A 25,579-nucleotide genomic window follows, 5' to 3' on the forward strand; every position below is an offset into this window, starting at 1 on the left:
AGGAGCCCCTCGCTTATGCTGAAATCCATCCGTGCCGCCCTGGCGTTGAGCGTTATAACATTAACCGCCTTTGGTGCATCCTCGACCTTTGCTGCGCCGCTGAAAGTGGTCGCCAGTTTCACGGTCATTGCCGATTTCGCCAGGAATGTCGGTGGCGACCGCATCGATCTGACGACCATCGTCGGGCCGGATGGCGACGCCCATGTCTATGAGCCGAGCCCGGCCGACGCAGTGGCCATGGCCAAGGCCGATATCGTTCTGGTCAACGGCCTGCACTTTGAAGGTTTTCTGCAGCGGCTGGTCGATGCCAGCGCCACCAAGGCCTCGATCATCACCTTGACCAACGGCGTGACGCCGATCGACTTCAAGCCTGAATTCGCCGATGCCGACGCAGCCGAAGGTGCCGGCACCGGCGGCGGCAAAACGGTCACCGATCCGCACGCCTTCCAGTCGATCGCCAATGCCAAGATCTATGTGAAGAACATCGCCGAGGCGTTCTGCGCGGCCGACACCGATGGCTGCGTCGGCTACCAGACCAATGCCGCCGCCTACACCAAGAAGCTCGATGCACTGGAAGGCGAAGTGAAGGCGGCGATCCAGTCGATCCCTGAAGCCAAGCGCGTCGTCATCACCTCGCATGATGCCTTCGGCTATTTCGAACACGAATACGGGCTGACTTTTCTTGCCCCGCAAGGCATCTCGACTGATTCCGAACCGTCGGCCGCCGATGTCGCCAGGCTGGTTAGCCAAGTGAAGCAGGACAAGGCCTCGGCCATCTTTGTCGAGAACATCACCAACCCGCGCCTGATCGAGCAGATCGCCAGCGAGACCGGCATCAAGGTGGGCGGCACGCTCTATTCGGACGCGCTGTCGCAGCCCGATGGCCCCGGCTCGACCTATATCGACATGATGCACAACAACATCCGTCAGATCAAAGGCGCGATCCTCGGCAGCTGAGACCGGCATCTCACTCGCAAGCACCGCAGCCACCTGAAATCAGGCTGGCTGCGGTTAGCAGTTGCCGACCACCTCAGGGAATGGCAAGACTCCGGTCAGGCCACCAGGCATCTAGGATTGCGAGGACAGCACCATGGAATACCGCGAAATCAGCGAGGACTATTCGGTCTCTGGCCAGATCCAGGCCGAAGATGTCGCCGCCATCAAGGAAGCCGGCTTCAAGAGCGTCATCTGCAACCGGCCTGACGATGAGCAGCCCGGCCAGCCTTCGGCCAAAAGCATCGGGTCGGCGGTCGAGGCCGCCGGCCTCGCCTTCCGCTACATCCCGGTCATAAGCGGCCAGATCACCGCCGAGAATGTCGAGGACCAGGCCGAGGCGCTCGATGCGCTCGAAGGCCCGGTGTTCGCCTATTGCCGCTCCGGCGCCCGGTGCACCAATCTGTATGGGCTGATCCAGCAGTCAAAGGGTTAGATCGGCAGCGCACCGGTCTCCTTCAGCGTTTCCAGCACAATCGCCGTCTTCACATGCTGGACCGATTCATGCGGCAGAAGCACGCCGTTGACGAATTCCGACAGTGATTTGAGATCAGGCGTCACCACCTTCAGGATATAATCCATCTCGCCGGTCAGCGCGTGCGCCTCCTGCACTTCCGGCAGCCGCGCTAGCAGTTCGCCGAAGCGCCTGGCATTATCGCGATTGTGAGTGGCAAGCGTCACCGAAATGACGTTGACCAGCGAGAAGCCGAGTTTGTCGCGGTCGAGCACGGCCCGGTAGCCCTTGATATAGCCGTCCTCCTCCAGCCGCTGTCGCCGGCGCGAGCATTGCGACGCCGACAGGTTCACCCGCTCCGAAAGGTCATTGTTGGTCAGCCGCGCATCGCCCTGCAGGAGCGCCATTATCTTGCGGTCAAACAGATCAATGCGCGTCCCATCCATTATTTTATCTCTCAACATGCACACTTCGCGCATGACATGATCATTTCAAGCGTTTGAATGCAAGCACCATGCGCCTGCTCCGCGCTATGATGGCGTGAGATGGTCTTTTCAGGCCAAGCCAGTTTTCGGAGGAATATCATGGGTCCCTTCCCTCACGACGCCCCGCCCGCCACGATCAGCAAGGACAACCCCGCCGGCACCGATGGATTCGAGTTCGTCGAATTCGCGCATCCGGAGCCGCAAAAGCTGGCCGAACTGTTCGCCCGCATGGGCTATGTGGCGGTAGCGAAGCACCGGACCAAAGACATCACCGTCTGGCGCCAGGGCGACATCAACTATGTCGTCAATGCCGAGCCGGGTTCGCATGCAATGAAATTCGTCGACAAGCATGGCCCTTGCGCTGCCTCGATGGCCTGGCGCGTGGTCGATGCCAAGCATGCCTTCGACCAAGCCGTTTCGAAAGGCGCCACGCCTTACGAAGGCGACGACAAGGCGCTCGACGTGCCGGCGATCGTCGGCATCGGTGGCTCGCTGCTTTATTTCATCGACGCCTACGGCAAGAGGGGCTCGGCTTACGATGCCGAGTTCGAGTGGCTTGACGCGCGCGACCCGCGGCCGCAAGGCGTCGGCTTCTATTTCCTCGACCACCTGACCCACAATGTCTATCGCGGCCAGATGGACAAGTGGTGGGATTTCTACCGCGAGTTGTTCGGTTTCAAGCAGATTCATTTCTTCGATATTGACGGCAAGATCACCGGGCTGGTCAGCCGCGCCATCACCTCGCCTTGCGGCAAAATCCGCATTCCGCTGAACGAATCCAAGGACGAGACCAGCCAGATCGCTGAATATCTGAAGAAGTACAATGGCGAAGGCATCCAGCACATTGCGGTCGGCACCGACGAGATCTACGCCGCCACCGACAAGCTCGCCGACAACGGGCTGAAGTTCATGCCTGGCCCGCCGGAAACCTATTACGACATGTCCTATGCCAGGGTGAACGGCCATGACGAGCCGATCGAGCCGATGAAGAAGCACGGCATTCTCATCGACGGCGAAGGCGTGGTGGACGGCGGCATGACCAAGATCCTGCTGCAGATCTTTTCCAAAACCGTGATCGGGCCGATCTTCTTCGAGTTCATCCAGCGCAAGGGTGACGAAGGCTTTGGTGAAGGCAATTTCCGCGCGCTGTTCGAATCGATCGAGCAGGACCAGATCAAGCGCGGCGTGATCAAGGTGCAGGCGGCGGAATAGACCGGCCCAAACCCAACCCTCTTGCGTCCCGATCAATTATGACCTAAATTATGGTCATAAAGGTGCGACGATGAATATTCCGATGGCAAAAGCGAAAGCTCAGCTCTCCGAGTTGGTGAAGCGTGCCCAGGCCGGCGAAGAAATCCATCTGACCCGACATGGGGAAATTGTCGCGACCTTGAGCGCCCCCGCCCGGCCCGGCGGCAGCAAACGCCTGCTTGGAGCCTTGAAGGGCCAAATCTGGATATCGGATGATTTTGATGAACTCGGTCCCGAATGGGACGAGTATATTAAATGAGCCGCAAATATCTGGTCGATACCCATATTCTGCTTTGGGTACTCAACGCGGATTCACGTCTTTCGGATCATCATCGCGACATCTTTGTTGCGGGCAAGGATGTGATCGTCAGCGCCATCTCGGTAGCCGAGATCGCCATCAAGAAATCGCTCGGCAAAGTCACGCTTAAAGGCGACATCGTAGACATCCTGCGATCGAATGGGATTCCGATCCTCGCCGTAAACGAACTACACGCGGCGAGACTTGAGCATCTGCCGCTTCACCACCGCGATCCCTTCGACCGTCTGCTGATAGCTCAGGCCCAAATTGAAGGCCTCACGTTGGTCACCGCGGACCGGCAATTTTCGACCTATGACGTTGCGTTGGTCTGACGATCCAATCGCAGCCGCTCGACCTCTTTCTCCCTCAGCTTCACATCATAATCGAGCAGGAACTCGTCGAGTTGCGGCGGCGCGACCGAGGTGCCGGACAGCATGGCGTGCACCTGGCCGCGGTGGTGGATGTCGTGCAGGAAGACATGGGCAAGGATGGCGCCGATCTTTTCCTGGATCATGCCGTCCTCGCGCCGGTCAGTGATGACGCGGCGGTCGAGATCGGCTTCCGACAGGCTACTGCAGAAGGCGATCAGCCTCCGATCGGCCGCAAGCTGAGCGACGTAAAGTGCCTGGGGCTCTTCTAATGGCACGAAATCGTCATGGGCGGCGGCACCAACGCCGCCCTCTTCGAGAAAATCGAGATAGAGATGATCGACCGCCAGCATGTGGTTGAGCGTCGCCTTGATCGACGGGAAAAAGCTGATGCGCCGGGCTTCGAACTCGCCGGGCTTGAGCGCCAATACGGCACGATAGAGCCGGTCGTTCGACCAGAGATTGTTGCCTGCCATGCGGCGCAGATGATCCAGCAGAGTCATGAGATCATCCCCCTGCCCGCACCAGATGCAAGCCTAGCCCCATAATCGCGAATCCGGCGAGAACGACCAGCAGCAACCGGTTCATGCGCCGCCGCATGGCTTGTGTTTCCTCATCCCGCGCCACATTCATGTTGGTGATGGTGTGAAACATCATCGCCTTGCGCGGAAAGCCGCTGCGGTTGGTCAGGTCCGGCGAGCGTGCCTCGATGCGGTAGCTCAACCGGATCGCCAGGATGAAGACCGCCAGAATCCCAAGCGCCCAGACGCCTGCCAGAAGATAGAACGCCTCCCCCGTCATTCCATTGCCCCCTGTTTAGCCCTGGTATTTCTCGACCTTCTGCTCGATGGCGCCGAAGATCGAATGTCCGGTCTTGTCCTTCATCTCGATGCGCACCGTATCGCCGAAGCGCAGGAAAGGCGTCTTGGGCTCGCCCGCCTCGATGGTCTCGATCATACGCAGTTCGGCAATGCAGGAATAGCCGGCGCCGCCGGCCGAGACGGGCTTGCCCGGGCCGCCGTCGAGCTTGTTGGAGACCGTGCCCGAGCCGATAATGGTGCCTGATACCAGCGGCCTTGTCCTGGCGGCGTGCACGATCAGCGCCGGAAAATCGAAGGTCATGTCGACGCCGGCATCGGCGCGGCCAAAGGGTTTGCCGTTAAGGTCGGCCAGCAGCGGCAGACTGACCTTGCCGCCATCCCAGGCGTCGCCGAGTTCATCCGGCGTCACCGCCACCGGCGAAAAGGCCGAGGATGGCTTTGACTGGAAGAAGCCGAACCCTTTCGCCAGTTCCGGCCCGGTCAGCGCGCGCAGCGTGACGTCATTGACCAGCATGAGCAGCCGGATCGCGGCCCTTGCCTCGTCAAGGCTCGCGCCCATCCGCACGTCATCGACGATGACAGCGACTTCGCCCTCCATGTCGATGCCGAAGGCCTCGTCGGCCATGCGGATCGGGTCGCGTGGCGCAATAAAAGAGTCCGAGCCACCCTGGTAGATCAGCGGGTCGGTCCAGAAGCTTGCCGGCATTTCGGCGCCGCGCGCTTTTCGCACCAGCTCAACGTGGTTCACATAGGCCGAGCCATCGGCCCATTGATAGGCGCGCGGCAGCGGCGAATGGGCGTCATGCTCGTGAAAGCGGGCAGATGGGACCGCATTGTTCTCCAGCGATTCCGCGATGGTCGCCAGATGCGGCGAAATCCTGCGCCAGTCGTCGAGCGCGGCCTGCAGCGTGCGTGCCAGGAATGAGGCGTCGGTGTACTGCGTCAGGTCGCGCGAGACGACGACGAGTTTTCCATCGCGCGTCCCGTCCTTCAATGTGGCAAGCTTCATGCTGTTCCCTCTCCTTGTGCGGCTTTCCAGCCGCTTAGTTCCACAACAAGGCCGTCGCGCGCGATCGTCAAGTCGCCGGCCCATGTTTTCCTGACAGCGGCCTGCCAGTCGACTTCGCCGATCTCGGGATCGTCGGCCGGAATGAGGTGGTTGAGCACCAGCCTCTTCACGCCGGCATCGCTGGCGATGCGCCCGGCCTCTTCGGCAAAGCTGTGGCTGGCAAGCAGATGTTCCTTGAGCCGCGCACCGTTGCCGGTTCTGGCAACCAGCCGCTCAATACCTTGCTCCAGCATGGCTTCGTGGACGAGAATATCGGCACCTTCGGCAAAATCGGCGAGCGGCGGAAAGAAGGCCGTATCGGCGGAGAACACCACGCTTTTGCCGCCATGCTCGAAGCGCAGGGCAAAGCAGTCGGTGACCGGCGGATGATCGACGCGCAGCGCCATCACTTTGAGGCCGCGCTGCTCGACAACCTGGCCTTCGCCGAATTCGTCGATTGAAACCAGGTCACGAATGTCGGGGCGGCCCTCATCGACGATGCGGATTTCGATATCGAATTCCATCGCCTGGCAAAAACGTCGCCAATAGTGGCCGGTGCCAGGCGGGCCGAATACGTTGACCGGCGTCACCAGCCCCGCCGTCCAGGCAGTGTGGATCAGCGGTCCAAGTTCCAACACATGGTCGGAATGCAGATGCGTGATGAAGATCAGGTCGAGCGCCTTCAGGCCGATCCCGGCATCGACCAACCCGCGTGTCACGCCGAGCCCGCAGTCGACGACGATGGCTCGACCGCCGATCTCCAGCAGCGATGAGCTCGGCCACGGTCCGCCTGGCCGCAGCGCCGGACCACCCTTGGAGCCAAGAAGCACAAGGCGATCACTCATTGAACTGATCTCAAGACCAGTCGCCCTCGGGCGTGCCATTGAAGCGCTTCTTCAGATCGGCCCAGCAGTCGATGTAATTGTCCTGCCTTGTTTCCAATTCGGCACCGTAGCGGGTCAGCATCTGCGGGTAGCGGGTCTCGAACATGAAGGCCATGGTGTTGTCGAGCTTGACCGGTTTCAAATCCGCACGCGAGGCCTTTTCGAAGCCAGGCGCATCCGGACCATGGGCCAGCATCAGATTGTGCAGGCTGATGCCGCCGGGAACAAACCCCTCTTCCTTGGCGTCGTACTGGCCGTGGATCAGGCCCATGAACTCGCTCATGATATTGCGATGATACCAGGGTGGCCGGAACGTATCTTCGGCCACCAGCCAGCGCGGCGGGAAGATGACGAAGTCGATGTTGGCGGTGCCTTCCTCGCCGCTCGGCGCGGTCAGCACCGTGAAGATCGACGGATCGGGATGGTCGAACAGCAGCGCGCCGACCGGCGAAAACGTTACCAGATCATATTTGTAAGGGGCGTAGTTGCCGTGCCATGCGACGACGTCGAGTGGCGAATGGCCGATCTCGGTGACGTGGAAATTGCCGCACCATTTTACGATCAGCCGGCACGGCGTCTCCTTCTCCTCGAACCAGGCGCAAGGCGTCTTGAAATCGCGCGGATTGGCCAGGCAATTGGCGCCGATCGGGCCGCGATCGGGTAATGTCAGCTTGGCGCCATAGTTCTCGCAGACATAGCCGCGCACTTCCTTGTCGACTAACTCAACCTTGAAGACGAGGCCGCGCGGCAAAACGGCGATCTCGCCTGGCCGAAGCTCGATAACGCCCATCTCCGTCACCAGACGCAAGGCGCCAATCTGCGGCACGACCAGCAACTCGCCGTCGGCGTTGAAGAAATGGTCGTCGACCATCGATGTGTTGGCGACATAGACATGGGCTGCCATGCCGGTCTGCCCGAGCACGTCGCCGGCCGTGGTGATGCTGCGCATGCCCTGAATAAAGTCGGTCGGCTCCTTCGGCATCGGCACCGGGTTCCAGCGATACTGGCCAAGCGCCAATTCATGATCGCCGACATTGGGCGCGGTCTTCCACAAGGGATAGTTCGCCGGTTTGAAACGGCCGGTGTGCTTGACGCTCGGCCGGATGCGGTAGAGCCAGGAGCGCTCGTTGGTACCGCGCGGAGCGGTGAAGGGCGAGCCGGAAAGCTGCTCGGCATAGAGACCGTAAGCCGGCCGCTGCGGCGAGTTGCGGCCCTGCGGCAGCGAGCCGGGCAAGGTTTCGGTCTCAAAATCGTTGCCGAAGCCCGGCATGTAGGAAAAGGCCATCGGTTCCTCCCGGATTGACCAAACTTGTTTCATTTGTAACCATTGAAAATGTAACTATCAATGCCACCATGGCGCGTAGGGAAATTGAACCATGGAACCGGAAATCCTGGAACTTGAAAGCTTCCTGCCCTACCGGCTTTACCGGCTAGCCGATGCGGTCAGTCGCGAGTTCTCGAAAATCTACAGGGACCGCCACGGCCTGACGCGGCCGGAATGGCGAACGCTCTCCGGACTGGGACAGCGCGGCACGATGACCGCGACGGCACTCGGCGAGCAGTCGGCCATGCACAAAACCAAGGTCTCGCGCGCCGTGGCGGAGCTTGAGCGAAGGCGTTGGCTGACGCGGACGCCCGACGAGAATGATCGGCGTGTGGAGCATCTGGCGCTGACCAAGGCCGGGCTCGCCGCCTATTGCGAGATGGTGCCGCTGGCGAAGGCGTTTGAAGGGGAATTGCTGGAGAGGATGAGTGCGGCGGAGCGGGTGGCGATTGTCAGCAGCGTAGCAGCACTGGAGGGGGCGTTGGAAGGGAAGTAGAGCTGATAGGCTGGAGGGACAGCGCCCCCTCTGTCCTGCCGGACATCTCCCCCACTTTGGGGGGAGATCGGACGTCACGCAGGCTTTCGCCAATCGCTAACGTTGGAGAAATGGCGGCGCGCCGAAACAGCTAATCTCCCCCCTCGTGGGGGAGATGTCCGGCAGGACAGAGGGGGGCGCGAAGGAACTCGACGTCTCTATCGATGCGCCTCACCAGTCCATCACCACCTTGCCCGAACTGCCGCTCCGCATCGCATCGAACCCGGCCTGATAATCGTCGATGCCAATCCGATGCGTGATCAGCCCGCTGACATCGAGCGGACCCTGGACCAGCGCGATCATCTTGTACCAGGTCTCGAACATCTCGCGGCCATAGATGCCCTTGAGATGCAGCATCTTGAAGATGACCTTGTTCCAGTCGATCTCGAAGCCGGTCGGGGCGATCCCCAGAATGGCGATCTTGCCGCCATTGTTCATGGTGTCGATCATGTCGCGGAAAGCGGGTGCTGCGCCCGACATTTCGAGGCCGACGTCAAAACCCTCGGTCATGCCGAGCACCGGCATAACATCGCGCAGCTTTTCCTTCGAGGCATCGACGACATGCTGGACGCCGAGCTTTTTGGCCAGCGCCAACCGCACCGGGTTGATGTCGGTGATGACCACCTTTCGCGCGCCGACGCATTGTGCCACCAGCGCACCCATGATGCCGATCGGCCCGGCGCCGGTGACCAGAACGTCCTCGCCGACCAGGTCGAAGGACAATGCCGTGTGGACGGCATTGCCCAGGGGGTCGAAAATCGCGGCGATCTCGTCGGGCACGTCGTCGGGGATCGGCACGACATTGTGCTGCGGGATCGCCAGATACTCGCCGAAGGCGCCGGGACGGTTGACGCCGACGCCTAGCGTATTGCGGCACAGATGTCCCCTGCCCGCGCGGCAGTTGCGGCAATGGCCGCAGACGATGTGGCCTTCGCCGGAAACGCGCTGGCCGACCTTGTATTCGGTCACCGCGGCACCGAAATCGGCAACGGTGCCGACAAACTCATGGCCGGTGACCATCGGCACCGGCACCGTCTTTTGCGCCCACTGGTCCCAATTGTAGATGTGAACGTCCGTGCCGCAGATCGCCGTCTTCTTGATCTTGATCAGCACGTCGTTGGGGCCGATCTCCGGCACCGGGACCTCTTCCATCCAGATGCCCGGCTCGGCTTTGGCCTTCACCAGCGCCTTCATCATGTTCGACATTCTTTTGTCCCTTGAATCTTTTGATCCGGAATCGCTTTTAGGCGCCGGCCGTTCAGGAAATCACGCCCAGCTCCCTGCCGACTGCGGCGAAAGCCTCTACCGCACGGTCGATATCGGCAATGGAATGCGCCGCCGACATCTGGGTGCGAATGCGCGCCTGGCCCTTCGGCACCACCGGGAACGAGAAACCGATGACATAGATGCCGCGCTTCAGCATGCGTGCCGCCATCTCCTGCGCCAGGCTGGCATCGCCCAGCATCACCGGGATGATCGGATGATCGGCTCCGGCCAATGTGAAGCCGATCTTGCCCATCTCAGATCTGAACCGCGCCGCATTGGCATATAGGCGCTCGCGCAAGGCGTCGCCATTGCGGATCAGCTCGAACACCTTGATCGAGGCTCCGGCGATTGCCGGCATCAGCGTGTTAGAAAAGAGATAGGGCCGCGAGCGCTGGCGCAGCCAGTCGACCACCTGGCTTTTGCCCGAGGTGTAGCCGCCGGAAGCGCCGCCGAGCGCCTTGCCCAGCGTGCCGGTGATGATGTCGACCCTGCCCTCGACGCCGCAATGTTCGGCCGAGCCGCGACCGTTCTTGCCGACGAAGCCAACCGCATGGCTGTCATCGACCATGACCATGGCGCCGTATTTCTCGGCAAGGTCGCAGACGCCTTTCAGGTTGGCGATGATGCCGTCCATCGAGAACACACCATCGGTGGCGATGAGCCGGAAGCGGCAATCCCCGGCTTCCTTCAGTCGCGCTTCTAGATCGGCCATGTCGTTGTTGGCGTAGCGGAAGCGTTTGGCCTTCGACAACCTGACGCCGTCGATGATCGAGGCATGGTTCAGCGCATCCGAGATGATCGCGTCGTCCTCGCCAAGCAGCGTCTCGAACAGGCCGCCATTGGCGTCGAAACAGGAGCCGTAGAGGATGGTGTCTTCCAGGCCGAGGAAGGATGAAATCGTCGCCTCGAGCTCTTTATGTTCCTCCTGCGTGCCGCAGATGAAGCGCACCGAGGCCATGCCATAGCCGTAGCGGTCTAGCGCCTGGGTGGCCGCCTTCCGCAGGTCGGCGCTGTCGGCAAGGCCGAGATAGTTGTTGGCGCAGAAGTTCAGCACTTTCTCGCCGCCGACCTCGATCTGCGCCGACTGCATCGAGGAGATCACCCGCTCGGACTTGTAGAGGCCGGCCGTTTTGAGCCCGGCAAGCTCGCTGTCGATGTGGGAGAGGAATGCTGCGGTCATGATCAGGTCCCGTTTGACTTGGGCAGACTGTCGTCCCGCTTGCGCAAAAAATCCATCGCAAAAGCGACTGGATCGGGTGGCCGGGCAGCATCAATGGAGACGCCATGGGCAGCACCCACGCGACCACCCGGAAATACATGGGACAAACGAATGCTCAAATGCGGGCCGGCCGCGAAACAACCCGATAACCATTTCAAGTTCTTTCCGCATCTCCCCCTTGCCGACCGGCTGTCGATTTCCAGTCCTGTTAACGTTTGCAGTTCAATGGTGCTCATACAGGAATCCGTTGGCGAGAGGCCGCCCCCGAACATGTCGCAGCAGCCGGTGCAAACCGTTTCAGGCAAGCTCATACTGCTGATCAAGGCCGGCTACTGGCTGGCATTGCTGATCATTGCCGCCATGGTCGCGGCCTCCTTCGTCCTGCTGCAGCAGACGATGGCCACCCAGCAGCACAACCACACCTTGCTCGACATCGTAGGCACACAGAAGACGTTGTCGCAACGCATCGTCTTCCTAGCCAGTGAAACAAGTGCCGCCTCGCGCGACAAGCAGCCGGCGCTGGCCAGCGCGCTCAAGCAGGCCACTGCGGAGTTCGAGACCAACTACGATCTGCTGCTCAAGCAGACCGGCGCGGATCCGGGATCTCCGGCCAAGCTCGATCCGCACTCGATCGAGAGCGTGCTTTTCGCCAAGCCCTTCCATCTCGACTATTTCTCGGTCGGGCTGATCGCCAATGGCGACCGTCTGATCTCAGCCCTCGAATCGCGGCTCAATCTCGACAATGAGGGTTACAAAGGCGGCGCCGAACGCGTCAACCTTGATGCCTCGGTCGCCAATGCCACCTTGTCGGGCTATGCCGCGCTCGGCCAGCGTATCTCCGCCGAAGCCGATGAGCGCTCCGAAAAGCTGCTCACCCTACACCGTACGCTGTTCTATGCCACGCTCGGCGTCATCCTGCTGGTGGCGCTGTTCATCTTCAGGCCGATGTCCAACGCGATCTTGCGCAAGACGCGTGAACTGGTCGACGCGCGCAATTCGATGGCCTTCATCGCGGTTCATGACGGACTGACCGGCCTGCACAACCGCACCTTCCTGACCGATCATTTCGAGACGCTCATCAAGGGTGCGCACCGGCGGCGCGAGCGTCTGGCCGTCGTGCAACTCGACCTCGACCGTTTCAAGCAGATCAACGATACGCTGGGCCACGCCGCCGGCGACTATGTGCTCGTGGTGACGGCACAGCGCATGCGCGATTCCTGCCGGGCGTCGGATCTGTGCGCGCGGCTCGGTGGCGACGAATTCGTGATGATCCTCAATGGTGCCGGCAGCACCGAAGACATCAATATGCTGGCACGACGCATCCTGGCGCACATCAACGAGCCGATCGTCTTCCAGGGCACCACCATTCTTCCGGGAGCCAGCGGCGGCATCGCCGTCTATCCGATCGATGCCGACAATGCGCAGGACCTGCTCGTCCATGCCGATCTGGCACTTTACTCCGCCAAGAAGATGGGCGGCGGCAACTTCTCGTTCTTCTCCGAGGAATTGCGCCGTGAACTCGATTATCGCAAGCAGCTCGAGCACGACATCAAGGTCGCCATCGCCGAGCGGGCTTTCCAGGTCTATTTCCAGCCGCAGGTCTCGCTGACCACCGGCGCTATCAGCGGCATCGAGGCGCTGGTGCGCTGGAACCATGCCGAACGCGGCATGATTCCCCCTGGCGAATTCATTCCGGTCGCCGAGAAGTGCGGCTTCATGCCGGAGATCGGTCGCATCGTGATCAGCAAGGCGATCAACCAGGCCGCCGAATGGAACCGTGCCGGAATTGCCTTCGGGCGGCTTGCCGTCAATGTTTCGGGCACCGAGCTGCGCGAGCACGATTTTGATGCGTTTCTGTTCGAGACGCTGGAAAAGGCCGGACTGCCGCCGCAGAAACTGTCGCTGGAAATCGTCGAATCCGTCATTCTGGACGACGAGAAGACGGGCATAGCGGCAAAGCTGCGTCACATCCGGGCGGCCGGCGTGCATCTGGAACTGGATGATTTCGGCACCGGCTATGCATCGCTCAGCCACGTCAATCCCAACGAGATCGATCGGCTCAAGATCGACCGCCGCTTCGTGCAAAACATCCATGAGAATGGCGACAACTCCAAGATCGTGCGCGCCATCACCGAGCTTGCCCGCGGCCTCGGCATCTCGATCGTCGCCGAGGGTGCCGAAACCGAGGCCGAGCTCGATTCGTTGATGGCGATAGGCTGCGACCAGGTGCAAGGCTATTCCATCGCCTTCCCGATGCCGCACGACAAAGCGCTCGAATGGCTGACCGCCCGCATGCCGAAGAAGGCCAGGCTGACGGTGCTGCAGGGCAGCCTGGCCTAGGCGGGACCCGGCCCGTCTTGACAAGCAATCGCTGGAACTGGCGGCCTGTCGCGATCGCAATCGGTTACATCAGTCTATGATAGTCTTTCGGCTTGTCCTGGCGGCCATGCTGATGTCGGCGCTGCCGGCTCATGGGGCGGATCGCACCATCTATCTGACCTTCGACGATGGCCCGCTGAACGGCACCAGCAACATCCTCGACGTGCTGGAGGCGGAGCAGGTTCCGGCAACATTGTTCATGGTCGGCATGCATGCCGTGGCCAGTGCGTCCAGCAAGGCGCTGGTGCGGCGTGCCAAGGCAATACCGCTGGTGACGATCGGCAACCACAGCTACAGCCACGCCTACAATCACTACCGGCACTTCTACAGCGATACGGAAGGGGTGGTTGCCGACATGCTCAGGGCCAATGCCGTACTGGGCCTTAAGCCCGCGGTACATGCGCGCCTGCCCGGGCGTGATGTGTTTCGGCTGCCTTCGATGTCAAAGAACGACAACTCGCTCGGGCCCGCGCAAGCCGGCCGCGAGGATCCCGACTACGAGTTCGTCGCGGCTTCGGGCTTCTATCTCTACGGCTGGGACCACGAATGGGTGCACAAGGACAGCGGCGAGCCGGTACAGAGTGTCGACCACCTGGTCAGTGAGATCGACCATTTGTTCGGCTATGGCCACTTCGCCAGACCGGGCAAGCTGATCCTGCTCATGCATGACGAGATGTTCCAAGACAGTTTCGACGGCAAGACGAAGCTCACCGATCTGATCACCGCGCTGAAGCTGCGCCATTATGCATTTGGCGCGATCCCGGCCTATGAAGACTGAGCCGACAAGAGGGCTTTCCTAAATTTCCACATTGTCGCGCAATACGGCCAGCACCTGTGCGAACTCCGCCAGACGCTCGTCGGGCAGCCCCGTGCGAAGCCGCTTGTCGAAGACAAGCGCGGCTTGCCGCAATGTCTCGAACAGCGCTTCTCCCGCTTCTGTCAATTCGACCAGATGGACCCTCCGGTTGACTGGATCGCGGCGGCGCGTCAGCAGGCCTTGCGCCTCCATCGCGTTGAGATGGTGCGTGAGCGTCGCGCCCTGGATGCCGATCATGCTGGCAAGCTCGCGCTGATTGGCTAGCCCATTCGACTTGACCGACAGCAGCGTGAGCCAGACCGGCAAGGTCCCGCCTGCTTCAACCAAAGCGGCATCGAAAGCCTGGGCGACAAGCTTGGCGGTGCGGCCGAGATTCATGCCGACCGGCGGGCGTTCAAAGGGCGTCATCAGCCGACACTAGACGGTGTTCTTCAGTGATGGAACAGGCGTGCGCTCATACATTGACATCTAATAGTTAGATATCTAACTATTAGATCAACAACAGGCGAGAGGAGAGCCGGTATGCAATATGTCTACATCGTTGTAATGGGCCTTCATGTCATGGCTGGCGTTTTCTGGGCCGGCACCACGATCACGTTGGCGCGCGACCCGGATATCCGCGCCGAGCGGCTGTTTCGACCGCAAATGGGCGCGGCCGTCGGCGTCTTCCTGACCGGCGCACTGCTCTGGTATTTCTTCCACGGCGCCTATTTCGGCTCGACGGAAACGGTGCTGGCGCTGGGTATTCTGACGGCGCTTGCCGCCGCCGGCGTTCAGGGCGCGGTGGTTGGTTCCGCCAGCCGTCAATTGGTCGGTTCCGATCCAGCGGTGCAACCCATGCTGCGCGCCAGAATGACGACGGGCGAGCGAATTGCCGCGGGTTTACTGGTCATCACCGTGCTGTGCATGGCGGTGGCACGGTTCTTTTGAGGAACGCCGCATAGCGGCAATCACGAAAGACCCGAACCGTACGTCCCCTGGCCCTCAGCCAACGACGTGCGGGCGCGCGGCAGGGCCGACATGCACGGGCTCTCGCATGCAGGTTTTGCCGCGCGCCACCAGTTTTCGTCTACGGAAGCAGCGAACGATCAGGTCAGCTTTTTGCGCGCCTGTTTTTCAAGTGCCTCCACGAAGGCCGCTGGTTCCCATCCCGCATCCAGTGCGCGATGGAAAAGCGCCTGCTGTGTTTCCGGCGCCAGGCCGCCGAGTGGCGGATCGCGATCGAGATTGGTCGGAAAGGAATAGCCTTCCGCCGAAGAGGCGATCGTATTGTCAGCCGCCGGCCTGGTCAGGCTGCCATTGCCCAACATGCGCTGGACAACGGGGTAAAGGGCCGCGCTCATGCGGGTCCGATCCACGCTTTCCATGGCGCGGCCATAGGCCGATGACACCTGCAGCAGGTTCGCCATACGCTGAATGTCCGCCGACCGGTTGGTGCCGGCAGCGTGGAACAGAGCGGGATTGAAGAAGGCCGCATCGCCTTTCTTGAGGGGCAGCTGAATATGCTGCTCGGTGAAATAGGCCTGAAATTCGGGGCGGTTCATCGCCAGGTATCCAGGCAGGTAAGTCTGCGAATAGGGCAGATAAAGCGTGGGGCCGCTTTCCACCGGCATGTCGCAATGGGCGACGGCGCCCTGCAGCGTCAGCACCGGCGAAATCCGATGGACATGCACTGGATAGCGTTCGATGACCGACGCGGTCTGGAAGCCGAGATGATAATCCCGGTGGGCCGACTGCGATGCGCCGCCCGGCCTGACATTGTTCACCTGCGATGTGACCTGATAGGCCGGGCCGAGCCAGGCCTCAGATATCAATGCGATGATGTCGTTGCCGTAATAGGCAGCAAAGATTGCGGGGTCACGCAGGCAAAGCTTTTCCAACGCATTCCACACCCGGTCGTTCGCACCAGGCTTGGCAAAATGGTCGCCGCCGCCGGCTCCAGCCGCACGCTCCTCGGCGATGATGGCGTTGAAGGCTTGCGTCGCGGCATCGACCGGAGCCACATCCTCGAAGGCACCGCGGAACACAACCACACCCGGACCGTCGGTCATCGCCTCGACCCACTCGGCGAGAAGCGCCTTGCGCCGGGCCGGATCGCCGGCGGCCGCGCGCACCGCCGCACCGTCGTAGATTAGCACGTTTTTCTGCACCTCGGACGCGAATGGATAGTCCGCCAGCTTCGTCGTCAGCTGCGTGGACGCCGCAAAATCGTCGATGCTGCACTATCGGCGGTAAGCCAGATACGATCGGATCTGAGCTTGGCAAAATTGTCGGCCTTCACGGCACCCTCCCTATGGTCTTGTTTCGACTGGATGGCGCAAGTATAGCTCTGGCTGAGAGGCGGCATATGGCTGGAACACCTCAAAAACACCTCAGGATTGATCGAGGCACCTGATGTCGCATCCGTTCCTGGTGAAGGACATCGCCCAGCAGGCCGGCGTCAGCATCGCCACGGTCGACCGTGTCCTGCATGGGCGCAGCGGCGTGCGGCAGCATACCGTCCGCCGCATCGAGCAGGCGATCCGCGAACTGGAAACGCAACGCTCCCAGATTGGCTTGTCGGGCCGCAAGTTCATTCTCGATCTCGTCATGGAGGCGCCTGAGCGCTTTACCCAAGCTGTGCGCGCGGCGCTTGAGGCCGAGATGCCGGGCCTCCACCCAGCCGTGTTCCGGGCGCGCAACCACCTTGCCGAAGTGCGCGCAGTGGCGAACACCGTCTCCCTGCTCGATGCGATTGCCCGTCGCGGCAGCAACGGCATTTTCCTCAAGGTGCCTGATGTGCCCGAAATAACCGCCGCGGTGGATCGGGTCGTTCAGTCAGGCATACCTGTTGTGACGCTGGTCACCGATCTGCCGAACAGCCAAAGGCTGGCCTCTGTCGGCGTCGACAACCGCGCCGCCGGCGAGACGGCTGCCTATCTGATCGGTGCATGGCTTGGCGGAAATCGTGCCGATGTCCTGGTCACCTTGAGCAGCAACCGCTTCCGGGGCGAGGAGGAGCGCGAAATCGGCTTTCGCCGTGCCTTGCGCGAAAACTTTCCCGACCTTGGCATCGTCGACATCGGCGAAGGGCACGGCATCGATCGCGCGACAGGCGAACTGGTTCGCACTGCACTGAAAAATCATCCCGACATTGCGGCCGTGTATTCCATCGGCGGCGGAAACGCCTCCATCGTCCAGGCATTCGCCTGGATGAAACGGCCCTGCCTTGTGTTCGTCGGCCACGATCTCGACGCCGACAATCTCGACTTGCTGCGCAGCCGGCGCATCTCGGCCGTGCTGCATCACGATCTCAGGCAAGACATGCGCGCAGCCTGCATCCACATCATGCGGGCGCAGGGCGCACTGCCGAAATCGGTCGCGCCGGGCGCGTCCAACATCCAGGTCATCACGCCGTTCAACATGCCGGCCTGAGCGAGCCTGAGATCAGATCCGCAGGCCGAACCTGATGCCGTCATAGATGGCGGCATGGATGTTGCGCGAGGCGACCGCATCGCCGATGCGCAGCAGCACGAAGCCGGCTTGCGGGTTGCGCGACGGAAAGATGTCGCCGCCACCAACCAGACGTTCGTAGTCGATCGCCCCGCCATTCTTCGAAAGCGGCTTCAGGCTGAGATAGAGATCATCGAGTGGTGCGGTGCCGTGCTCGACCACCACCTGATCGACCCTGCGCTCCCCGCGCCAGCCATCGGCAAAATCCGAAGCGAGTTCGGCAATCAGCTGATTGCCCTCGCGCCGCACCGAGCGCAGGCGCGTGTTGATGGTGATGGTGACGCCTTTTTCCTGGAAGGCGCGCATGTAGGGAACGTGGTTCATGCCGCCCATTTCAGGCGCGAAGAAACGCTCCGGCGACACCAGTTCCAGCCTTGCGCCGCTGTTGGCGATCAACTCAGCCGCGCCCATACCCTGATGGCCGCCATTGTCGTCAAAGAGCAGCACGTTCTCGGCCGGTTTGACGCTACCGGCCATGATGTCCCAGCTCGAGGTGACGAGGTTGTCGCCCGCCGCCAGAGGCGGGTTCTGCGGCAGGCCGCCGGTGGCGACCACCACCACATCGGGCGCCAGCGCCAAGACATCGTCCTGCTCCGCCCAGGTGTCGTAGCGGATCTCGACGCCGAGCCGCTCGAGTTCGGCCAGCCGCCAGTCGATAATGCCGATCAATTCCTTGCGGCGCGGGTTCTGCGTTGCCAGACGCACCTGGCCCCCTGCTTGCGATGATGCCTCCAGGATCGTGACGTGATGGCCGCGCTCCGCTGCAACACGCGCCGCCTCCAACCCGCCGGCGCCAGCACCGATGACAACTACCTTTCTTCTCGGACCCTCGGTCTTGACGATGATGTGCGGAATCTCGGCCTCGCGGCCGGTCGCCGCATTGTGGACGCACAGCGCCTCGCCGCCCTCATAGATGCGGTCGAGACAATAGGTGGCGCCGACACAGGGGCGGATCTCGTGCTCGCGGCCTTCCATCACCTTTTTGATGATATGCGGATCGGCGATGTGGGCGCGGGTCATGCCGACCATGTCGAGTTTTCCCGTCGCGATGGCATGGCGCGCGGTGGCAACGTCGGAAATCCGCGCCGCGTGGAAGGTCGGGAACTTTGTCGCCGCCCTCACCTCGCCAGCAAAATCGAGATGCGGCGAAGACCGCATGCCGGTCACCGGGATGACCTTGGTCAACGCCGCATCGCTTTCGATCGAACCACGGATGATGTTGAGGAAATCGACCTTGCCGGAATTGGCCAGCCGCCGGGCAATCTCGACGCCCTCCTCCTTCGACAGGCCTTGCGAAAAGTCCTCGTCGGCGACCATGCGGATGCCGACGACGAATTTCTCGCCGACCGCCGCGCGTACTGCATCCAGCACCATGTTGGTGAAGCGCAGGCGGTTGTCGAGCGACCCGCCATACGCGTCGTCGCGATGGTTGGTGGCCGGCGACCAGAAGCCATCCATCAGATGGCCGTAGGACTCGAATTCGATACCGTCGAGGCCGGCCGCCTGGCAGCGCTGGGCGGCCGACGCATAGTCGGCGACGATACGCTCCATGTCCCAATCCTCGATGGTCTTGGGAAAAGCGCGATGGGCCGGCTCGCGCACCGGCGAGGCCGAAAGAACAGGCAGCCAGTCAGCCTTGTTCCAGCCGGTGCGGCGGCCAAGATGCGTGATCTGGATCATCACCTTGCAGTCATGTTCGTGGCAGGCGTCAGCGAGTTCCGCGAGCCACGGCACGATCCTGTCGTCATAGACATGCAGATTGCCGAAGGCGGCCGGGCTGTCGCGCGAGACGATGGCCGAACCGGCGGTCATGGTCAGCGCCATGCCGCCTTTGGCCTTTTCGGCATGGTAGAGCCGGTAGCGCTGTTTCGGCATGCCCTCCTCCGAATAGGCCGGCTCGTGGCTGGTCGACATCACCCGGTTCTTCAGCGTCAGATGCTTCAGCTGATAGGGTTGGAGAAGCGGGTCGTTGCTGGTCATTGTCTTCCTGCGGTTCCAAATTGTGCTAATGAGCGCGGAAAATCCCTAGGACGACCGCGATGATCGATACCAAGACCCTCACCCAGCTCGGCGCGCACGTCGAGACGCCACAGAGCCCTGAACAGGCAGTCCTGGAGACCGTGCCGTTCACGCGCGGCGACGGACCGCCCGCCATCGTGCGCTTCACTTGCCCGGAATTCACCTCGCTCTGCCCGGTCACCGGGCAGCCGGATTTCGCCCATATCGTCATCGACTACGCACCCGACGCGGCTCTGGTGGAATCGAAATCGCTGAAGCTGTTCATGACCTCGTTCCGCAACCATGGCGCCTTCCACGAAGACTGTACCGTGATGATCGGTCGACGCATCGTGGCAGCAACCAAGCCGCTGTGGTTGCGCATAGGCGGCTATTGGTATCCGCGCGGCGGCATTCCGATCGACGTCTTCTGGCAGACCGGCGCCCCGCCCGAGGGCTCCTGGCTGCCCGATACCGGTGTTGCGCCCTATCGCGGGCGTGGCTAGCTCGACACTCATTCGCACTGATACTGGCTGAGCGCCCATTCGCCGGTCACCGATAGCAGGTCCGTGACCTTCCAGTCGCCGCCGACCTTCTTGAGCTTCCATTCGAGGCGGTGCGGATTGCCGGCAACAACGAAGGCAACAACGACCTTGGCCTGGTCGCCATTGATTGCTTCGAGCGTCTTCAGGCTCTTGTCGATCTCGTCCTTGTCGTAGTCGGCGTTGTCGAGCGCCATGTTGGGGTCGAGGCACTCGCCCTGCCCGGACTTGCGCAGCGCATCGCTCTTGTCGAGCACGGTTTTTGCCGGATCGATGAAATGGCTGCGTTGCGAGGGATCGACCTCAAGGTTGACCTGATCGTAGAACGGCCGCACCACCGCTGTCGGTGATCCCGGCTGGATGGGTGCGGCAGGTGCGCTGTCAGCCGGCGGCGCCGTCGTCGGCGGATTTGCCGGCGCTCCACTATCACCCGGCGCCGAGCCGGCCGGGGCGTCTGCCGGCGGCGCGCCGAGCAAGCCTTGCGCAGCCGCGCCGCTCAAACCCGACGCCAGCATGCACAGCGTAGACATGGCCAGGACAAGGCGACGGGCCATCGCATCACTCCTGGCCGGCCACGCATTCCAGCGCACTGAGCTTCCAGTTGCTGGTCTTCGAGGCGATGTCCGATATCTTCCACTTGCCGTCGATCTTCTTGAGCGACCAGACCATTTCACGTTTGGCATCATCGCCTTCCGAGAAAAGGCTGAAGGAGGCTGTAACCTCGGCATTGTCAGCATCCAGTGTCTCGGACAGTTTCAACGTTTTCGAGACGGTCTTCTGGTCGAAATCCTGCGCATCCAGACCAGGGTCGAAGTCGATACAGGCGACCTGGTCCGGGTTCTTCTTGGTCGCCTGATCGTTGAGATCGAACAGTTTCGTCACCGGCTCGGTGAAGCGATCGCGGTATTGTGCTTCGGCCTCGAACTTGACTTCCGGGACATAGAAGAACTTCACAGCGTCGGACGCCGGACCAGCGAAGGCGGCCGCGGGTAAGGCTATCGCAAGGGCGGCAAGGAGCACTGTCAGTCGCATGCAGAATCTCCGGCTGGCTTGACGCAATCAATACCACGCGTCCTGCATATCGGCTTTTTTGCGGCTCATGAAGTCCCTGCGCCGCCTCCTTTCAGCCGTCCAGCCAGACATTCTGGAGGTCCATCTCGAAGGTCTGATGGACGCCGTAATTCTTCACCTTCTTGTTGGTGTGGCTAAAGAGCTTCTGCCAGTAGGGCTGGATGATGACGCCCGAATCCTGCAGGATCTGCTCGACGTCCTTCATCACCTCCTTGCGCTTGGCCACGTCGATCAGCGAGAGCGCCTGTTTAAGCTTGGCGTCGAAGTCGGGATTGGAATAGGCCGATTCATTCCAAGCCTCGCCGGTGCGATAGCCCAGCGCCAACACCTGGACGCCGAGCGGGCGCATGTACCAGATGGTCATCGAATAGGGATATTTCGTCCAGTCGTTCCAGAAGGTCGAGCCCGGCAGCACGGTGCGCTTCACCTTGATGCCGGCATCGCGCAGTTGGCCGGCGATCGCGTCGCCGGTGTTCTTCTGCCAATCGTCCTCGATGGTGATCAGCTCGTGTTCGAAGTCGGCCTGACCGGCGTCCGCCATCAGCTTCTTGGCGCCCGCCGCGTCGCGGGTCTTCTTGGGCAGCGGATAATATTCCGGGTGGATCGGGCTGACATGGTGGTTTTCGCCAACCGTGCCACGCCCGTTATAGCCGAGTTGCAAGACGGCATTGTTGTCGACGGCCATCTGCAGTGCATTGCGCACCCGCTGGTCGTCATAGGGCTTGTGGGTGACGTTGGTGCGGGCAACCAGTGTCGTCGCCGTCGCGACCTCCGATTTCTGCAGACCCATCTTGTCGAGGATGTCGATGAAGTCGGCAGGGCTCTCGAAATTGAGGTCGATCTCGCCGGATTCGAAAGCGTTCACGGTGGCGTTGAAGTCGGTGCCGTAATCGATGAACTCGACGCCGTCGAGCGGCGCCTCGCCGCCCCACCATTTGCCGTTCGTGCGGCGCTTCACCACCGCCTTCTGGCCAACATCGTATGAAACCAGTTCGAACGGTCCGGTGCCGATCGGCTTCTTGATCGGGTCGGCGCCATCGGCATCGAAATTGCGGTGCACGACAAGTGCGGGATAGTCAGTGAAGTTCGGGATCAGCGAAATGTCGGGTTCACTGAGCTTCAGCTTGACCGAGAAGTCGTCGACCTTGGTAATGGCGCCGTTCCGCGCCTTGCCGGTTTTTGCGTCGATCAGCGCGCCGACACGTGCGGCCATCGAATTGCCGGCGACGCCCTTCTCGCACCAGCGCGTCAGATTGTAGGCGACGTCATCGGCGTTGAAAGCATCGCCATTGTTCCAGCTGATGCCCTTGCGCACATGCAGGACGTATTCGGTGGCGTCGTCGTTGATATCCCAGCCTTCAAGCAGCACCGGCTCGAAGGTGAACTGCTTGGTGTAGCGGACCAACGGTTCCAGCCAGCTGCGCGAGATGTTGGCAAGCTCAACCCAATCATAGGTGCGCGGGTCCTTCTGCGCCTTGACCGGCATCGAGACGTGCAGCGTACCGCCCTTCTTCGGCTCCTCGGCCAGGGCCTGTTGCGGTGCGGCAAGACCGATCATGCCGTAGGCTACAGCCGTCGATGCACCAAAGGCGCTTGCCAGCGCCAGGAACTCGCGCCGGTCCATACGGCCCGCACGTGCCTCTTGCGCCATTGCCTCGATGGCGCTCGGGACGCGATCGCCATTGCTTCTGAAAAGTGTCATTTCTTTCCTCCCTTATGGTTCCCGCCGGGTCTTCGCCCTTTGCATCAACTGACGGTGTCCGGCAGCTTCTCCTCGCGCCGGGCGATAAAATCCTTCAAGCCTTCGGCGATGCCCTCGTCGAGCTTCGGCTCCTCATAATCGGCGAGCATGTTGCGGGCTTTCTCGCGGCCGCGGGTATCGTGATCCTTCGCCCCTTCAGCCTTCCACTGCTCGAACGAATTGAAGTCCATGATCGAGGGCATGAAGAAAGCCGACTCGAAATGTTCGAGCGTGTGCTGGGTGCCAAGGAAATGGCCTTGCGGCCCAACCTCGCGGATCGCCGCCATCGCTTCCTTGAAATCGTCGAACGGCAGGCCGCCGGCATATTTGTACCAGCCGACAAGCTGTTCGCAGTCGGTCGCGAATTTCGAATAGCCGCAGGTCAGTCCGGCTTCCAGCCAGCCGGCGGAATGCCAGATGTAGTTGGCGCCCGACAGGATGGCGGCATGCATCAGCATGTTCGATTCGTAGCCGGCCTGGGCGTCGTTCAGCTTCGAGCCGACATGAAAGCCCGACGTGCGCCACGGCAGCCGATATTTTCTCGCCAGCGCCCCCATCAGATACATCATCTGGGCGGCCTCCGGCGTGCCGCCCATCGGCGCGCCGGTCTTCATGTCCACCGTGACCATGAACTGACCGTAGACCTGAGGTGAGCCTGGTCGGATGAGCTGGGTCAGCGCCACGCCGGCAAGCGCCTCGGCGTTGACCTGCGCCACCGCGCCGACGGCAGAAGCCGAGGTCGAAGCACCGCACAACGCGAAAGGCGCCAGGATCAGCGGCTGATTATGGCTCGCGTAGACCCGCATGGCGTCGATCATGGTGGCGTCCCAGACCAGCGGCGAATTGCAGTTGGTGATCGCCACCAGCACAGGGTTTTCGTGTACGAACTCCTCGCCGAAGACGATGCCAGCCATCGCCATCGTGTCCTCCGCGCGCTCCTTCGATGTCACTATGCCCATGAACGGCTTGTCGGAATGCTTCAGCGCCGAATGGATGATGTGCAAATGCCGTTTCGGCACCGCTATCTCCATCGGCTCGCAGATGACCGAACTCGAGGAATGCAGCGCCGGCGCCATGTAAGCCATTTTGTGAAAATTGTTGAGATCGGCGAGCGTGCCGTAGCGCCTGTTGTTGTCGAGGTCGCGCACGTAAGGTGCGCCATACATCGGCACGAAGATCGAGTTGTTGCCGCCGACGCGAACCGTACGCTCGGGGTTGCGTGCATTGAGCGTGAACTCCGACGGAACCTTCGAGACGAGTTCCATCAGCAGCGCACGGTCGATGCGGACACGCGTCTCCCTGACATCGGCGCCGGCCGACTGCCAGAGCTCGATAGCGCCGTCGTCGCGGAATTCGCAGCCTACCTCCTCGAGGATCTTGAGCGATTCCTCGTGGATCAACTCCACCGCCTCGTCCGGAACCATCTGATAGACCGGAATCTTGCGGACCAGGGTCGGGAACGAGATTATTGGAGCCGCTCGCAAAGCCTTGCGCCCGATGCGCCCGCCGCTGCGGCGGTTGGTGTTTTCGGTCAACTCAGCGGCGGGTGCGTTCATGAGACCTCCTGGCGTCCGTTCCTGCCAAGTTAGCGAGACGAAATATGGCTGTGACGCTGGAAAATCCTGATCTCTTGTATAAGCTGAGCTTATGCGAAGCCTGCGCCACCTCCTGCCCTCCGCCGGTAGCCTGATCGTCTTCGAAGCGGCCGGCCGGCTGTCGAGCTTCACCGCCGCCGGGCGCGAGCTCGGGATGACGCAAGCCGCCGTGTCCTATGCGGTGCGCGGGCTGGAAGAGCAGCTCGGCGCCAAGCTGTTCCAGCGCCGTCACCGGCAGGTCAGCCTGACGGAAGCCGGCGAACGCTTCCACGCCGATGTCTCGCTCGGTCTGTCGCACATCCGCAAGTCGGCCGAGGACCTGCGCCTGCAGGCGACAGGCGGCCATGTGACGCTTGCTGCATCGACGGCCTTCGGCTCGTTCTGGATGATGCCGCGCCTGCAGCAGTTCCGCGACGAATTGCCAGGCATCGATCTGCGCATCCAGACCGCCGACCGCGACCTCGACATCATCGCCGAAGGCATCCCGCTGGCCGTGCGCGGCGGCGAGTCCCGGGAATGGCCGGACTATCATTCGCTGCCGCTCGCCGACGAGGAGATTTTCCCCGTCGCCGGCACCAGCTACCTGGCCAAGTTCGGCATGCCGAGGACAGTCGGGGAACTGGCCACGCACCGTCTCATCCATCTCGAGGAGCCGTATCGTGAGGCCGCCAGTTGGGACGAATGGTTCCAGTCGGCCGGCGGCAGCCTCGGCGACACCGCGCGCGGCCTGCGCATCAACGACTACGGCCTGGTGATCCAGGGCGTCATGGAGGGGCAAGGCATCGCTCTCGGCTGGCAACACCTGGCCGAACGGCTGCTGGCGACCGGGCTGCTGGTGCCGGTGACGAACCATGTGCTCAAGACCGGCAAGGCCTTCTATGTCGTCTGGCCGAAGAACCGCGAGCTTAGCGACAATGCCCGCAAGGTCAGGGATTGGCTGGCGGCGCAAGCGTAGCTTCGCCGGCGCAATCCGGCGCGTGACCGGATTGCGTTGGCATGCT

At 61.8% G+C, this 25,579-nt stretch carries 27 protein-coding genes and 1 pseudogene; 12 read left to right on the forward strand and 16 right to left on the reverse strand.

Going from position 1 to position 25,579, the window contains the following annotated elements; all coding sequences use genetic code 11:
- Window positions 1-15: 15 nt before the first annotated feature.
- Both aztC and A3A9_RS0102985 read left to right on the forward strand, forming a co-directional pair.
- A complete protein-coding gene (aztC, locus tag A3A9_RS0102980) occupies window positions 16-957 on the forward strand; it encodes a zinc ABC transporter substrate-binding protein AztC (protein ID WP_027057434.1) in 942 nt (313 codons plus the stop codon).
- Between the two features lie 133 nt (window positions 958-1,090).
- Window positions 1,091-1,429, forward strand: a complete 339-nt coding sequence (locus A3A9_RS0102985; protein WP_027057435.1) for a TIGR01244 family sulfur transferase — start codon at window positions 1,091-1,093, stop codon at window positions 1,427-1,429.
- Here the strand turns inward: A3A9_RS0102985 and A3A9_RS0102990 are convergent.
- Window positions 1,426-1,893 carry an Lrp/AsnC family transcriptional regulator gene (locus A3A9_RS0102990; RefSeq protein WP_027057436.1) on the reverse strand — a complete coding sequence of 156 codons (468 nt, stop codon included), beginning with the start codon at window positions 1,891-1,893 and terminating at the stop codon, window positions 1,426-1,428. The two genes, A3A9_RS0102985 and A3A9_RS0102990, sit on opposite strands and share 4 nt — an antisense overlap.
- Before the next feature lie 138 nt (window positions 1,894-2,031).
- On the opposite strand from A3A9_RS0102990, the gene hppD reads away from it, so the two are divergent.
- From hppD to A3A9_RS0103005, 3 genes are all read left to right on the forward strand, one after another.
- Window positions 2,032-3,144, forward strand: a complete 1,113-nt coding sequence (gene hppD, locus A3A9_RS0102995) for a 4-hydroxyphenylpyruvate dioxygenase (RefSeq protein WP_027057437.1) — start codon at window positions 2,032-2,034, stop codon at window positions 3,142-3,144.
- Window positions 3,145-3,214: 70 nt separating this feature from the next.
- Window positions 3,215-3,442, forward strand: a complete 228-nt coding sequence (locus A3A9_RS0103000; RefSeq protein ID WP_027057438.1) for a type II toxin-antitoxin system Phd/YefM family antitoxin — start codon at window positions 3,215-3,217, stop codon at window positions 3,440-3,442.
- Window positions 3,439-3,813, forward strand: coding sequence for a type II toxin-antitoxin system VapC family toxin (locus A3A9_RS0103005; protein WP_027057439.1), 375 nt, complete (start codon window positions 3,439-3,441; stop codon window positions 3,811-3,813). Before A3A9_RS0103000 ends, A3A9_RS0103005 begins: the two co-directional genes overlap by 4 nt.
- On the opposite strand, the gene A3A9_RS0103010 is transcribed toward A3A9_RS0103005, so the two are convergent.
- Genes A3A9_RS0103010 through hmgA form a run of 5 tightly spaced genes read right to left on the reverse strand, consistent with a single transcriptional unit; the run spans window position 3,792 to window position 7,887 of the window.
- Entirely contained in the window at window positions 3,792-4,352 is a 561-nt protein-coding gene (locus tag A3A9_RS0103010) for a DinB family protein (protein WP_027057440.1), read from the reverse strand. The genes A3A9_RS0103005 and A3A9_RS0103010 overlap by 22 nt on opposite strands.
- 4 nt (window positions 4,353-4,356) lie before the next feature.
- Complete coding sequence (locus tag A3A9_RS0103015) at window positions 4,357-4,650, reverse strand: hypothetical protein (protein ID WP_027057441.1); 294 nt, start codon at window positions 4,648-4,650, stop codon at window positions 4,357-4,359.
- A gap of 15 nt (window positions 4,651-4,665) precedes the next feature.
- Entirely contained in the window at window positions 4,666-5,679 is a 1,014-nt protein-coding gene (locus A3A9_RS0103020) for a fumarylacetoacetate hydrolase family protein (RefSeq protein WP_027057442.1), read from the reverse strand.
- Window positions 5,676-6,563 (reverse strand): MBL fold metallo-hydrolase, encoded by an 888-nt coding sequence (locus A3A9_RS0103025; protein ID WP_027057443.1) that lies wholly within the window; start codon window positions 6,561-6,563, stop codon window positions 5,676-5,678. The genes A3A9_RS0103020 and A3A9_RS0103025 overlap by 4 nt, the downstream gene beginning before the upstream one ends.
- Window positions 6,564-6,573: 10 nt before the next feature.
- Complete coding sequence (gene hmgA, locus A3A9_RS0103030) at window positions 6,574-7,887, reverse strand: homogentisate 1,2-dioxygenase (protein WP_027057444.1); 1,314 nt, start codon at window positions 7,885-7,887, stop codon at window positions 6,574-6,576.
- Between the two features lie 91 nt (window positions 7,888-7,978).
- On the opposite strand from hmgA, the gene A3A9_RS0103035 reads away from it, so the two are divergent.
- Window positions 7,979-8,422 carry a MarR family winged helix-turn-helix transcriptional regulator gene (locus tag A3A9_RS0103035; RefSeq protein WP_027057445.1) on the forward strand — a complete coding sequence of 148 codons (444 nt, stop codon included), beginning with the start codon at window positions 7,979-7,981 and terminating at the stop codon, window positions 8,420-8,422.
- Between the two features lie 210 nt (window positions 8,423-8,632).
- Here A3A9_RS0103035 and tdh read toward each other — a convergent pair whose 3' ends face one another.
- Genes tdh through A3A9_RS43835 form a run of 3 tightly spaced genes read right to left on the reverse strand, consistent with a single transcriptional unit; the run spans window position 8,633 to window position 11,182 of the window.
- Window positions 8,633-9,667, reverse strand: a complete 1,035-nt coding sequence (tdh, locus tag A3A9_RS0103040) for an L-threonine 3-dehydrogenase (protein ID WP_027034693.1) — start codon at window positions 9,665-9,667, stop codon at window positions 8,633-8,635.
- A gap of 52 nt (window positions 9,668-9,719) precedes the next feature.
- Entirely contained in the window at window positions 9,720-10,907 is a 1,188-nt protein-coding gene (locus tag A3A9_RS0103045; RefSeq protein ID WP_027057446.1) for a glycine C-acetyltransferase, read from the reverse strand.
- 2 nt (window positions 10,908-10,909) lie between these two features.
- Window positions 10,910-11,182 carry a hypothetical protein gene (locus A3A9_RS43835; protein ID WP_152536057.1) on the reverse strand — a complete coding sequence of 91 codons (273 nt, stop codon included), beginning with the start codon at window positions 11,180-11,182 and terminating at the stop codon, window positions 10,910-10,912.
- Between the two features lie 34 nt (window positions 11,183-11,216).
- On the opposite strand from A3A9_RS43835, the gene A3A9_RS0103050 reads away from it, so the two are divergent.
- A complete protein-coding gene (locus tag A3A9_RS0103050; RefSeq protein ID WP_027057447.1) occupies window positions 11,217-13,286 on the forward strand; it encodes a putative bifunctional diguanylate cyclase/phosphodiesterase in 2,070 nt (689 codons plus the stop codon).
- A gap of 76 nt (window positions 13,287-13,362) precedes the next feature.
- A complete protein-coding gene (locus A3A9_RS0103055; protein ID WP_027057448.1) occupies window positions 13,363-14,103 on the forward strand; it encodes a polysaccharide deacetylase family protein in 741 nt (246 codons plus the stop codon).
- 18 nt (window positions 14,104-14,121) lie between these two features.
- On the opposite strand, the gene A3A9_RS0103060 is transcribed toward A3A9_RS0103055, so the two are convergent.
- Complete coding sequence (locus tag A3A9_RS0103060; RefSeq protein WP_027057449.1) at window positions 14,122-14,550, reverse strand: MarR family winged helix-turn-helix transcriptional regulator; 429 nt, start codon at window positions 14,548-14,550, stop codon at window positions 14,122-14,124.
- A gap of 114 nt (window positions 14,551-14,664) precedes the next feature.
- Here A3A9_RS0103060 and A3A9_RS0103065 point away from each other — a divergent pair, with 114 nt between their 5' ends.
- Complete coding sequence (locus A3A9_RS0103065) at window positions 14,665-15,072, forward strand: hypothetical protein (RefSeq protein ID WP_027057450.1); 408 nt, start codon at window positions 14,665-14,667, stop codon at window positions 15,070-15,072.
- A 158-nt stretch (window positions 15,073-15,230) separates the two neighbouring features.
- Here the strand turns inward: A3A9_RS0103065 and A3A9_RS41065 are convergent.
- Window positions 15,231-16,423 (reverse strand): annotated as a pseudogene (locus tag A3A9_RS41065) (phytanoyl-CoA dioxygenase family protein).
- A gap of 113 nt (window positions 16,424-16,536) precedes the next feature.
- Between A3A9_RS41065 and A3A9_RS0103075 the strand changes: the two are divergent.
- Window positions 16,537-17,556, forward strand: a complete 1,020-nt coding sequence (locus A3A9_RS0103075; protein WP_027057451.1) for a LacI family DNA-binding transcriptional regulator — start codon at window positions 16,537-16,539, stop codon at window positions 17,554-17,556.
- A gap of 12 nt (window positions 17,557-17,568) precedes the next feature.
- Here the strand turns inward: A3A9_RS0103075 and A3A9_RS0103080 are convergent, their stop codons facing one another.
- A complete protein-coding gene (locus A3A9_RS0103080) occupies window positions 17,569-19,614 on the reverse strand; it encodes an FAD-dependent oxidoreductase (protein ID WP_027057452.1) in 2,046 nt (681 codons plus the stop codon).
- Window positions 19,615-19,673: 59 nt separating this feature from the next.
- Here A3A9_RS0103080 and queF point away from each other — a divergent pair, with 59 nt between their 5' ends.
- The gene (gene queF / locus A3A9_RS0103085; protein ID WP_027057453.1) at window positions 19,674-20,135 is read left to right on the forward strand and encodes a preQ(1) synthase; all 462 of its coding nucleotides are present in this window, start codon (window positions 19,674-19,676) and stop codon (window positions 20,133-20,135) included.
- Between the two features lie 8 nt (window positions 20,136-20,143).
- On the opposite strand, the gene A3A9_RS0103090 is transcribed toward queF, so the two are convergent.
- The 4 genes from A3A9_RS0103090 to A3A9_RS0103105 all read right to left on the reverse strand — a co-directional run bounded on the left by A3A9_RS0103090 (window position 20,144) and on the right by A3A9_RS0103105 (window position 24,539).
- A complete protein-coding gene (locus tag A3A9_RS0103090) occupies window positions 20,144-20,725 on the reverse strand; it encodes a hypothetical protein (protein WP_027057454.1) in 582 nt (193 codons plus the stop codon).
- A gap of 4 nt (window positions 20,726-20,729) precedes the next feature.
- Window positions 20,730-21,203, reverse strand: a complete 474-nt coding sequence (locus A3A9_RS0103095; RefSeq protein ID WP_027057455.1) for a DUF3828 domain-containing protein — start codon at window positions 21,201-21,203, stop codon at window positions 20,730-20,732.
- Between the two features lie 91 nt (window positions 21,204-21,294).
- The gene (locus A3A9_RS0103100; RefSeq protein ID WP_027057456.1) at window positions 21,295-22,944 is read right to left on the reverse strand and encodes an ABC transporter substrate-binding protein; all 1,650 of its coding nucleotides are present in this window, start codon (window positions 22,942-22,944) and stop codon (window positions 21,295-21,297) included.
- A gap of 44 nt (window positions 22,945-22,988) precedes the next feature.
- Window positions 22,989-24,539 (reverse strand): trimethylamine methyltransferase family protein, encoded by a 1,551-nt coding sequence (locus tag A3A9_RS0103105; RefSeq protein WP_027057457.1) that lies wholly within the window; start codon window positions 24,537-24,539, stop codon window positions 22,989-22,991.
- 91 nt (window positions 24,540-24,630) lie between these two features.
- Between A3A9_RS0103105 and A3A9_RS0103110 the strand changes: the two genes are divergently transcribed.
- Complete coding sequence (locus A3A9_RS0103110; RefSeq protein WP_027057458.1) at window positions 24,631-25,533, forward strand: LysR substrate-binding domain-containing protein; 903 nt, start codon at window positions 24,631-24,633, stop codon at window positions 25,531-25,533.
- The last annotated feature ends 46 nt before the right edge of the window (window positions 25,534-25,579 follow it).

It is taken from the genome of Mesorhizobium loti CJ3sym (genome assembly GCF_000472785.1).
In the GTDB taxonomy this organism is placed as follows: Bacteria; Pseudomonadota; Alphaproteobacteria; order Rhizobiales; family Rhizobiaceae; genus Mesorhizobium; species Mesorhizobium loti_E.

What these genes read in the sequence shown, in the direction of transcription:
- aztC (WP_027057434.1), top strand. Translation starts at nt 16, where the DNA reads ATGCTGAAATCCATCCGTGCCGCCCTGGCGTTGAGCGTTATAACATTA.
- A3A9_RS0102985 (WP_027057435.1), top strand. Translation starts at nt 1,091, where the DNA reads ATGGAATACCGCGAAATCAGCGAGGACTATTCGGTCTCTGGCCAGATC.
- A3A9_RS0102990 (WP_027057436.1), bottom strand. Translation starts at nt 1,893, where the DNA reads ATGGATGGGACGCGCATTGATCTGTTTGACCGCAAGATAATGGCGCTC.
- hppD (WP_027057437.1), top strand. Translation starts at nt 2,032, where the DNA reads ATGGGTCCCTTCCCTCACGACGCCCCGCCCGCCACGATCAGCAAGGAC.
- A3A9_RS0103000 (WP_027057438.1), top strand. Translation starts at nt 3,215, where the DNA reads ATGAATATTCCGATGGCAAAAGCGAAAGCTCAGCTCTCCGAGTTGGTG.
- A3A9_RS0103005 (WP_027057439.1), top strand. Translation starts at nt 3,439, where the DNA reads ATGAGCCGCAAATATCTGGTCGATACCCATATTCTGCTTTGGGTACTC.
- A3A9_RS0103010 (WP_027057440.1), bottom strand. Translation starts at nt 4,352, where the DNA reads ATGACTCTGCTGGATCATCTGCGCCGCATGGCAGGCAACAATCTCTGG.
- A3A9_RS0103015 (WP_027057441.1), bottom strand. Translation starts at nt 4,650, where the DNA reads ATGACGGGGGAGGCGTTCTATCTTCTGGCAGGCGTCTGGGCGCTTGGG.
- A3A9_RS0103020 (WP_027057442.1), bottom strand. Translation starts at nt 5,679, where the DNA reads ATGAAGCTTGCCACATTGAAGGACGGGACGCGCGATGGAAAACTCGTC.
- A3A9_RS0103025 (WP_027057443.1), bottom strand. Translation starts at nt 6,563, where the DNA reads ATGAGTGATCGCCTTGTGCTTCTTGGCTCCAAGGGTGGTCCGGCGCTG.
- hmgA (WP_027057444.1), bottom strand. Translation starts at nt 7,887, where the DNA reads ATGGCCTTTTCCTACATGCCGGGCTTCGGCAACGATTTTGAGACCGAA.
- A3A9_RS0103035 (WP_027057445.1), top strand. Translation starts at nt 7,979, where the DNA reads ATGGAACCGGAAATCCTGGAACTTGAAAGCTTCCTGCCCTACCGGCTT.
- tdh (WP_027034693.1), bottom strand. Translation starts at nt 9,667, where the DNA reads ATGTCGAACATGATGAAGGCGCTGGTGAAGGCCAAAGCCGAGCCGGGC.
- A3A9_RS0103045 (WP_027057446.1), bottom strand. Translation starts at nt 10,907, where the DNA reads ATGACCGCAGCATTCCTCTCCCACATCGACAGCGAGCTTGCCGGGCTC.
- A3A9_RS43835 (WP_152536057.1), bottom strand. Translation starts at nt 11,182, where the DNA reads ATGAGCACCATTGAACTGCAAACGTTAACAGGACTGGAAATCGACAGC.
- A3A9_RS0103050 (WP_027057447.1), top strand. Translation starts at nt 11,217, where the DNA reads ATGTCGCAGCAGCCGGTGCAAACCGTTTCAGGCAAGCTCATACTGCTG.
- A3A9_RS0103055 (WP_027057448.1), top strand. Translation starts at nt 13,363, where the DNA reads ATGATAGTCTTTCGGCTTGTCCTGGCGGCCATGCTGATGTCGGCGCTG.
- A3A9_RS0103060 (WP_027057449.1), bottom strand. Translation starts at nt 14,550, where the DNA reads ATGACGCCCTTTGAACGCCCGCCGGTCGGCATGAATCTCGGCCGCACC.
- A3A9_RS0103065 (WP_027057450.1), top strand. Translation starts at nt 14,665, where the DNA reads ATGCAATATGTCTACATCGTTGTAATGGGCCTTCATGTCATGGCTGGC.
- A3A9_RS0103075 (WP_027057451.1), top strand. Translation starts at nt 16,537, where the DNA reads ATGTCGCATCCGTTCCTGGTGAAGGACATCGCCCAGCAGGCCGGCGTC.
- A3A9_RS0103080 (WP_027057452.1), bottom strand. Translation starts at nt 19,614, where the DNA reads ATGACCAGCAACGACCCGCTTCTCCAACCCTATCAGCTGAAGCATCTG.
- queF (WP_027057453.1), top strand. Translation starts at nt 19,674, where the DNA reads ATGATCGATACCAAGACCCTCACCCAGCTCGGCGCGCACGTCGAGACG.
- A3A9_RS0103090 (WP_027057454.1), bottom strand. Translation starts at nt 20,725, where the DNA reads ATGGCCCGTCGCCTTGTCCTGGCCATGTCTACGCTGTGCATGCTGGCG.
- A3A9_RS0103095 (WP_027057455.1), bottom strand. Translation starts at nt 21,203, where the DNA reads ATGCGACTGACAGTGCTCCTTGCCGCCCTTGCGATAGCCTTACCCGCG.
- A3A9_RS0103100 (WP_027057456.1), bottom strand. Translation starts at nt 22,944, where the DNA reads ATGACACTTTTCAGAAGCAATGGCGATCGCGTCCCGAGCGCCATCGAG.
- A3A9_RS0103105 (WP_027057457.1), bottom strand. Translation starts at nt 24,539, where the DNA reads ATGAACGCACCCGCCGCTGAGTTGACCGAAAACACCAACCGCCGCAGC.
- A3A9_RS0103110 (WP_027057458.1), top strand. Translation starts at nt 24,631, where the DNA reads ATGCGAAGCCTGCGCCACCTCCTGCCCTCCGCCGGTAGCCTGATCGTC.